Source organism: Pedobacter jamesrossensis (assembly GCF_042650905.1).
Lineage (GTDB): Bacteria > Bacteroidota > Bacteroidia > Sphingobacteriales > Sphingobacteriaceae > Pedobacter > Pedobacter jamesrossensis.
The window spans coordinates 1-7,814 of record NZ_JBHSBY010000083.1; the positions used below are offsets into that span (position 1 = coordinate 1).

Sequence of the window (7,814 nt, forward strand, 5' to 3'; positions counted from 1 at the left end):
AAAAAAGTAGCCTAAAAAGGCACTTTTCTTCATCTTTTAGAAAATATCGATTGCTGAAACCGAAATAGCCAAGGGACAAAGACGTAAAATACAAAGCAAAAAAAAGGGGGCCGTATCATAAAATTAAATTGTGATACGGCCCCTTTTTTTTTGAAAATCACATTTAAATAGTTGTGGTAAGATGGCCTGTCATTAACTTACTCCCCTCCTAAATTAGGAGGGGCGGTGGTGGTTATCTATAAGACATTGTTTTAACCTAACGAGAAAGCAAAACACGGTCACTTTGAGAAGAGTCGAAAGACAGATATTTTTGGTTTCGACTATAAAAAAATCTTCGACTGAGCGTCAAACAACGAATTTGCTTAAGTTAATGAAATCCGGTGCTTGGCTTTGGTTAAAAAACCTCAATAGAATTACCAAAAATGCCAACTAAACCCGACCTGAATGTAAAATCCTTTGCCGATTTTTCATCGGGAAAGATTTGAAATGGGGGCGGGACTGAAAAAACCGATGAGTACTGAAACTGCTTTCCAAAATCATTAAGCGAACTTAATTTTTTAAGAAAGTATTTTTTTATAAATTGTACTCATGAAATATATATTCTCATCTCTTTTACTTTTAGCAGGAATTACTTCTTTTGGGCAAAGTACTAAAACGATTAATCAATCTGGAAATCCCATTTTTAAAGGTTGGTATGCCGACCCGGAAGCAGCTATTTTTAACAATAAATACTGGGTTTATCCAACTTATTCTGCAAAGTATAAAGAGCAGGTTTTTTTAGATGCATTTTCTTCAGACGATTTAACCAATTGGAAAAAGCACGAACATATTTTAGACACATCAGCAGTAAAATGGGCAAATAAAGCCATGTGGGCGCCTGCAATTGTTCAAAAAGATAAAAAATATTACCTATTTTTCGGGGCAAACGATATTCAGAGTGATAATGAAGTTGGTGGTATTGGCGTTGCAGTATCAGATAAACCTGAAGGGCCATTTAAAGACCATTTAGGTAAACCTTTGGTCGATAAATTTCATAATGGTGCACAACCGATTGATCAATTTGTGTTTAAAGATAAGGACGGACAATATTACCTGATTTATGGTGGATGGAAACACTGTAACATAGCCAAATTAAATAACGATTTTACTGGATTTGTACCTTTCGAAGATGGAAAAATTTTTAAGGAAATTACGCCAGATAAGTATGTAGAAGGACCTTACATGTTTATAAGAAATGGAAAATACTATTTTATGTGGAGCGAAGGTGGTTGGACTGGCCCTGATTATTCGGTCGCTTATGCCGTTGGCGATTCGCCTTTCGGACCATTTAAAAGGGTTGCTAAAATATTAGAACAAGATGCATCAATTGCAAGAGGAGCAGGGCATCACTCCGTAATTTTTAATGAGAAAAAGAACAAATATTATATTGTTTATCATCGTCGCCCGTTAACTGAAACAGATGGAAACCACCGTGAAACTTGTATCGATGAGATGAAATTTGATGCTGATGGAAAAATCCTTCCAGTTAAAATTACAAACGAGGGTGTAAAAGCTGAAAAAGTAAAGTAATTATCAGTTGCCAGTTTAGCGCTTCTATAAACTATTGTTTCTTTTAAAATGTTAGTATTGAGCGTAGTCGGAGACCTTTTATAAGTGCGCTTCGACTACGCTCAGCATGGCCCATGCGAAAATTTGCGGATTGACTTTTAAACATGCGCTAATTGGTGCCTAAAATGGTTTTTTCTTGTTTTTTATCTAGGATGCTAAAACCATAAGCACAAAGTAAAAGAATGCAGGCCAGGCCAAACCATAGCCAGTTATAACCTAAGTGTTTTGCAATAAAAAATCCGGCTAGGGGGCCAACAACTTGTGCGCAAGACCAACTCAGCGTGTAGCCAGCAGCATATAAACCACGATTATGCTCATTACTTCTGCTAATTACAACCGTATTAATAAATGGCAAAACAAACATTTCGCCAATTGTAAAAATAACTATTGTTAAAACTGCTGTTAACACATGGAAAATTATTGGTGCGCTTAATAATAAATAAGATACAGCGAAGAAAATAGACCCAATGATGATGAAAAACATCGGCGATTTTTTCTTTTCAATTTTGTTAATCATTATCATTTCAAAAAGGGCAATAATGGCGCCGTTTAACCCAATAATTATCCCAATAGCAAACTCATCTATGTGCCATTCTTCTTTAAAAAATACCGGAACAACCCTGAACATTAAAAATGCACAGGTAATAAATAAGGTGGTTAAGAGAATGAACTTAACATAAAATCCATCTTGCCATGGTTTAAGAATAACCATTGTGCTGCGATTCTCTTTAGCTTTTTTTATGAAATCCTGCACTTTTGGAAGTAAAAATAGAATCGAAATACCTACTAAAATACTTACCGAACCTTCTACAATAAACAAAAGTTTGTAGTTAATTGAGGCAATTATCCCTGCCATACTAATTCCTGCCGACCAGCCAATATTTACAGCCAATCTGTTTAATGAATAGGAGCGGGTTATGGTATTTTCTTTAGCATAATGCGCCACAGCTGTAAAATTAGCTGGACGAAATGCCTCAGAAAAAAAGCTGATTACGACGGCTAAAATGCACAGTGTAGAAAAATGTGTTATCGTAGAAAATAATATAAAAAGAAGTCCACCGATAATGGATGATAAAATTTGAACCGGTCTGAAACCAATAATATCAGTAAGCTTTCCACCCGTTGCAGAACCTAAAATTGAGCCGACACCAAACAGGGTAATAATTAAACCCGCATCCATTTCGCTACGGTGCAGGCTTTGCGTAACATACAAGCCCATAAATGGAACGGCCATACTTCCGCAACGATTAAACATCATTACTATGCTAAGCAACCAGGTTTCGCGGCTTAATCCGCTAAATGAAGATTTGTAGGTGTTTAAAACGAGCTTGAACATGGTTTGGTTTCCGATATGCAAAAGTAGTGAAACGGAGTGTGATAAAGGGCTGTTTTGTTATTGAAATATTTAAATAACCCGTCATTGCGAGGAACGAGGCAATCTATTTTAAAGAACGAGCTAAACTCCCCTCCTTATTTCAAGGAGGAGCTGGGGCAATTTCATTAACTTAAGTCGAAAACAAAAAAATATTGTCATCTTGAGCATTTCGGCTACGCTCAATATAAACTTAAGCCGAAAGACAAATATTTTTGTTTTGACTAAAAAAAGGTCTTCGACTCCGCTCAGACTGACACCGAATTTGCTTAAGTTGATGACATTGGGGGCTGGGACTGGTATATTCTATTCCTTTTGTCGATTTAGTTTTTATGGTTTGGAAATGAGCAAATTAAACGTAATTTTAACTTAACTAAATATTTTAAATCAACCCTCAACGCTCTTAATTATTTTGAAAACGCTTCTCTTTCTTTTAATAGGCAGCCTGCTGCTTTTTAACACACCTTCACCTAAAAATCATTCCTTTCGCACACCTGTTGCTACGTGTTATGGCAAAAGCAATTGCACCGCTTGTTCTAATTGTTCTGGTTGCAAACATTGCAACAGCGGCGGTAGCTGTGGCGTTTGCGCCAGTGCGAAAGCAACAACCATTAATACCTTTAGCAGCAGAAAAACAACCCCCAAAAGCAATAGCTACGTTGGGCAATGCAAGGCGCTTACTAAGAAAGGAGCGAGGTGCAAAAGAAGTGCTAATGGCAATGGCTTTTGCTGGCAACACGGGAAATAAAGTTAGGGTTACGGGAAACCGTAAGGAGGTGAGGGTAGGAATTGGTAGTTTAGGGGGCAATAGAGATTATAAGTGATATAAAATTTAAACTTGTTTCTAAATGATTAAAAAAGAAATGAGTTGAGCTAATATTTAATTAGCGGTCACCTAAAGCGACCATGCGAACTACAAATAACCAAATTTGAATGATCAAAAATGATAGAAACAATTACAATCAAAAATGTTGCAACTTATGACAATGTAGGAGTTCAAGTTACTGGTTTGAAAAAGATAAATTTCATCTACGGTTCAAACGGTTGTGGAAAAACAACAATTTCTAATTTTATATTCGACAATGCAGAACTAAAGTATAGTAATTGTTCAATAGTTTGGAAAAATACTATTCCTATAAATACTTTAATCTATAATAAAGAATTTCGGGAAAGAAATTTTGGAAAAGGAAAATTGAATGGTGTTTTTACACTTGGGGAAGCAACGGCTGAACAAATTAAAACTATTGAAGATAAGACTGAAGAACTTAAGCTTATAAAAGCAGATGGATTAAAAAAAAGAGAAACCCAAACTTCTCAAATTGATAAAAAAGACACTTTAGAAAACAACTTTAAGGAACTTGTTTGGACAAAAATTTATAAAAGATACGAACCAATTTTTAAAGATGCATTTGTTGGAACGTTACAAAAAGAAAGTTTTAAAGGCAAACTCTTACAAGAATTTTCATCAAACACAACAGCATTAGACACATTTGAAAATCTGAAAGAAAAAGCAAAAACCATCTTTGGCGAAGTTCCTCATACAATACCTCCAATAAATTCAATCTCATTTGATAAGATTATCGAAATAGAAAACAAGGAAATTTGGAAAAAAATAATTGTTGGTAAAGCGGATGTAGATATTGCAAAACTCATTCAGAAATTAAATTTAAACGACTGGGTAAATCAAGGTAGAGAATTTATTCAAGGAGATAAAACTTGTCCTTTTTGTCAAGAAAAAACTATAACAGAGGATTTTAAAAAGCAATTGGAAAATTTCTTTGACGAAACATATTTGAATGACATAAAATCCATAAAAGAGTTAAAACAAGAATATAATTCGCAAGTAGAAAATTTAATCAATGAATTAAATTCTGTTGAAATTGGTCAAAAAGATTTCAAAAACACTAAGCTTAACGTTGACAGGTTTTCAGCTTATCTAAAAACCTTAATAAGCCAGAATACTACAAATAGCGAACTTCTAAATAACAAAGTAAAAGAACCAAGCAGAAGTGTTGAATTAATAACTTTAAGGGAACAATTAGATTTACTAGCTGAATTAATCACAAATGCAAATACAGAAATAAAGGCGCATAATGATATTGTAGCAAATTTCAATACAGAAAAAAATAATTTAATTAAAGCAATTTGGAAACTAATAATTGAGGAGTTCAAAACAGAAATAACAAAATTCAATACAGATAAAAATGGTTTTCAAGTAGGAATTACAGCTTTACAAACTCAAATAGATTTAAAATTAGCACAACATAAAGCGTTAGATATTGAGATTAAAAATTTGAGTAAAAATGTGACTAGTATTCAACCAACGATAAATGAAATAAATAGACTTCTAAAATCATATGGGTTTCTAAATTTTGAAATTGTACCAACAACTGAAGAGGGGTTTTATCAAATTCAACGTGAAGATGGCACAATTGCTGAAACAACTTTAAGCGAAGGGGAAATAACATTTATTACATTTCTTTATTTTCTGCAATTAGCAAAAGGTGGTGTATCTGAAGATACTGTAAACGATGAAAGAATTTTAGTAATTGACGACCCTATTTCAAGTTTAGATAGCAATGTGTTATTTGTTGTAAGTACATTAATCAAAGAGATAATTAAAGATATAAAATTAGACGTTGGAAATATCAAACAACTAATCTTATTAACCCATAATGTGTATTTTCATAAAGAAGTATCGTTCATAGACGGAAGAACTAAAAATTGTAATAATACGAATTTTTGGATTTTAAGGAAGAATGATAAGATAACAACCTTGCAAAGTTTTTTAATTGAAAATCCTATTCAATCTTCTTATGAACTTTTGTGGAAAGAATTAAAAAGCGGCGGTTTAAATTCAAGCTTAACAATACAGAATATAATGAGAAGAATTATAGAAAATTATTTCAAACTTCTTGGAAAATACGGTGATGATGATTTAATTCAAAAATTTACGACGAAAGAAGAACAAGAGATTTGCAGGTCATTAATTTGTTGGATAAATGATGGTTCACATAGCATTAATGATGATTTATATGTTGAATTACAGGACAGAACAATTGAAACTTACAAAAATGTGTTCAAAAATATATTCTTATTAACAAATCATGAAGGTCACTATAACATGATGATGAATATTAGCGAAATTGCCCACTAACAAATGGGCGAACCGCTAATAGGGGTTCGCCAAAATTGGGTCTGAAGCGGTTCGATTGAGTATTTATGCTAAAAAAAACCGTCTAACATTTTTAAACCTTAATTTCTCACAAATCCTTCTACTCCGCTCAAGAGGACAAGATTAATTATCCGTAGATAAATATTTAGTGTAAAAGTGTGTGGACAATAATGCCTTTATATTCCCCTTTTCCATTTCCCCTCAATTTTCCTCAACTTAGCGGCATCAAATAAAATATGCCGCCAGAGAAAAGAACACCAATAGTTAAGAAACCTTCAACCAGAAAAACGGTATCGCGAAAGAAAAAACCTAAACCATTTCCTACCCAATGGAAAGTGGCCATTGCAGGCTTATTTTTAATCTTACTTTCTCCATTTTATTATGGCTATGTGGTTAAGGGTTTTGTTGGTGCCTGGCGATGGGTTACAGATTGGGGGCAAGACCCGGAGTATAGAACTTATAATAGTTTCGACATAAAAATCCCTAAAAAATATTCTATTCATGGCATCGATGTTTCTTACTATCAGGGCAAAATAAACTGGCAGAAAGTTAAAACCATGAAAGAAGACGAAGTAAGCATTCGTTTCGCTTTTATAAAAGCAACTGAGGGTATTTTGCTGGTTGATCCGTATTTTCAACGGAACTGGCGTGAGGCACCTAAAGCTGGAATTATTTGTGGTGCGTATCATTTCTTCAGACCAAAACGCGATGGTAAAACCCAGGCAAAATTTTTCCTTCAAGTCGTTAATATAGAAAAAGGCGATTTACCACCTGTTGTAGATGTAGAAAGCTTGGATGGCGTTTCTCCATTGAAAATGAGAGCTGAACTTGCTGATTTTCTGAATTATGTGGAAATGAAAACCAAGGTTAGGCCAATTATTTATACCGGATTAAAATTTTACGAAGATTACCTGGATGGCGATTTTGAAGACTACCCACTTTGGATTGCTCATTATTACCAACCGAAACTAAGATTAGATAAAAGCCGCTGGAAGTTTTGGCAACATTCTGATAAAGCCAAAATTAATGGTATTGGTCATGTGGTGGATTTTAATGCCTTTAATGGGGATAGTACGGCGTTAGTAGAAATGCTTGTAAAATAGTCGAAAGACAAATATTTTTGTTTTCGACTATAAAAAGTCTTCGACTCCGCTACCATTGACGTTACGTCATGCTCAACTTGATTGGGCATCATAATGCTTTAGCAGGCATATATAATGTTTCCTTTCTATTGCTTTAGGATTCCCGTTTTCAAGAGAATGACTTAAGGATTCGTCATGCTACCATTGACGTTTTTGTATAATGTTTTAAACCACCTAAGGCACCTAAGAAAATCTAAGCTGCTCTATGTTATGTGTCTTCACACAACATAATCCATTCATTCCCTTAGTTAAGTTACTGTTAGCGTCACTTATATTGATTTTTATGAAATAAATTAAACCTCAGACTGACACCGATTTTGCTTGAGTGAATGACATTGAGGGTAGCTCTAATTTTTTGCATTATAAAACTATGAGGGAAACTCCCCTCCTTATTTTCAAGGAGGGGTTGGGGCAATGTCATTAACTTAAGGGAATCATAGGGTAAGGAACTGTAAAAACAGTTCCTTTGTGCTTCGAAACAACCCCCATGACATCAACAAACATAGAAATAATCTTG

At 34.2% G+C, this 7,814-nt stretch carries 5 protein-coding genes; 4 read left to right on the forward strand and 1 reads right to left on the reverse strand.

Going from position 1 to position 7,814, the window contains the following annotated elements:
- Positions 1–588: 588 nt before the first annotated feature.
- Complete coding sequence (locus tag ACFOUY_RS09345; RefSeq protein WP_378960241.1) at positions 589–1,569, forward strand: glycoside hydrolase family 43 protein; 981 nt, start codon at positions 589–591, stop codon at positions 1,567–1,569.
- 148 nt (positions 1,570–1,717) lie between these two features.
- Here ACFOUY_RS09345 and ACFOUY_RS09350 read toward each other — a convergent pair whose 3' ends face one another.
- Positions 1,718–2,944: an MFS transporter gene (locus ACFOUY_RS09350; protein WP_378960242.1), complete on the reverse strand. Its 1,227-nt coding sequence runs from the start codon at positions 2,942–2,944 to the stop codon at positions 1,718–1,720.
- A 448-nt stretch (positions 2,945–3,392) separates the two neighbouring features.
- Here ACFOUY_RS09350 and ACFOUY_RS09355 point away from each other — a divergent pair, with 448 nt between their 5' ends.
- From ACFOUY_RS09355 to ACFOUY_RS09365, 3 genes are all read left to right on the forward strand, one after another.
- Entirely contained in the window at positions 3,393–3,728 is a 336-nt protein-coding gene (locus tag ACFOUY_RS09355; protein WP_378960243.1) for a DUF5763 domain-containing protein, read from the forward strand.
- A gap of 195 nt (positions 3,729–3,923) precedes the next feature.
- A complete protein-coding gene (locus ACFOUY_RS09360) occupies positions 3,924–6,137 on the forward strand; it encodes an AAA family ATPase (RefSeq protein WP_378960244.1) in 2,214 nt (737 codons plus the stop codon).
- Between the two features lie 254 nt (positions 6,138–6,391).
- On the forward strand, positions 6,392–7,258 hold the full coding sequence (locus tag ACFOUY_RS09365) for a glycoside hydrolase family 25 protein (RefSeq protein ID WP_378960245.1): 867 nt from the start codon (positions 6,392–6,394) through the stop codon (positions 7,256–7,258).
- Positions 7,259–7,814: the final 556 nt, after the last annotated feature.

Coding starts and splice junctions, on each gene's coding strand:
- ACFOUY_RS09365 (WP_378960245.1), top strand. CDS start 6,392: ATGCCGCCAGAGAAAAGAACACCAATAGTTAAGAAACCTTCAACCAGA.
- ACFOUY_RS09360 (WP_378960244.1), top strand. CDS start 3,924: ATGATAGAAACAATTACAATCAAAAATGTTGCAACTTATGACAATGTA.
- ACFOUY_RS09350 (WP_378960242.1), bottom strand. CDS start 2,944: ATGTTCAAGCTCGTTTTAAACACCTACAAATCTTCATTTAGCGGATTA.
- ACFOUY_RS09345 (WP_378960241.1), top strand. CDS start 589: ATGAAATATATATTCTCATCTCTTTTACTTTTAGCAGGAATTACTTCT.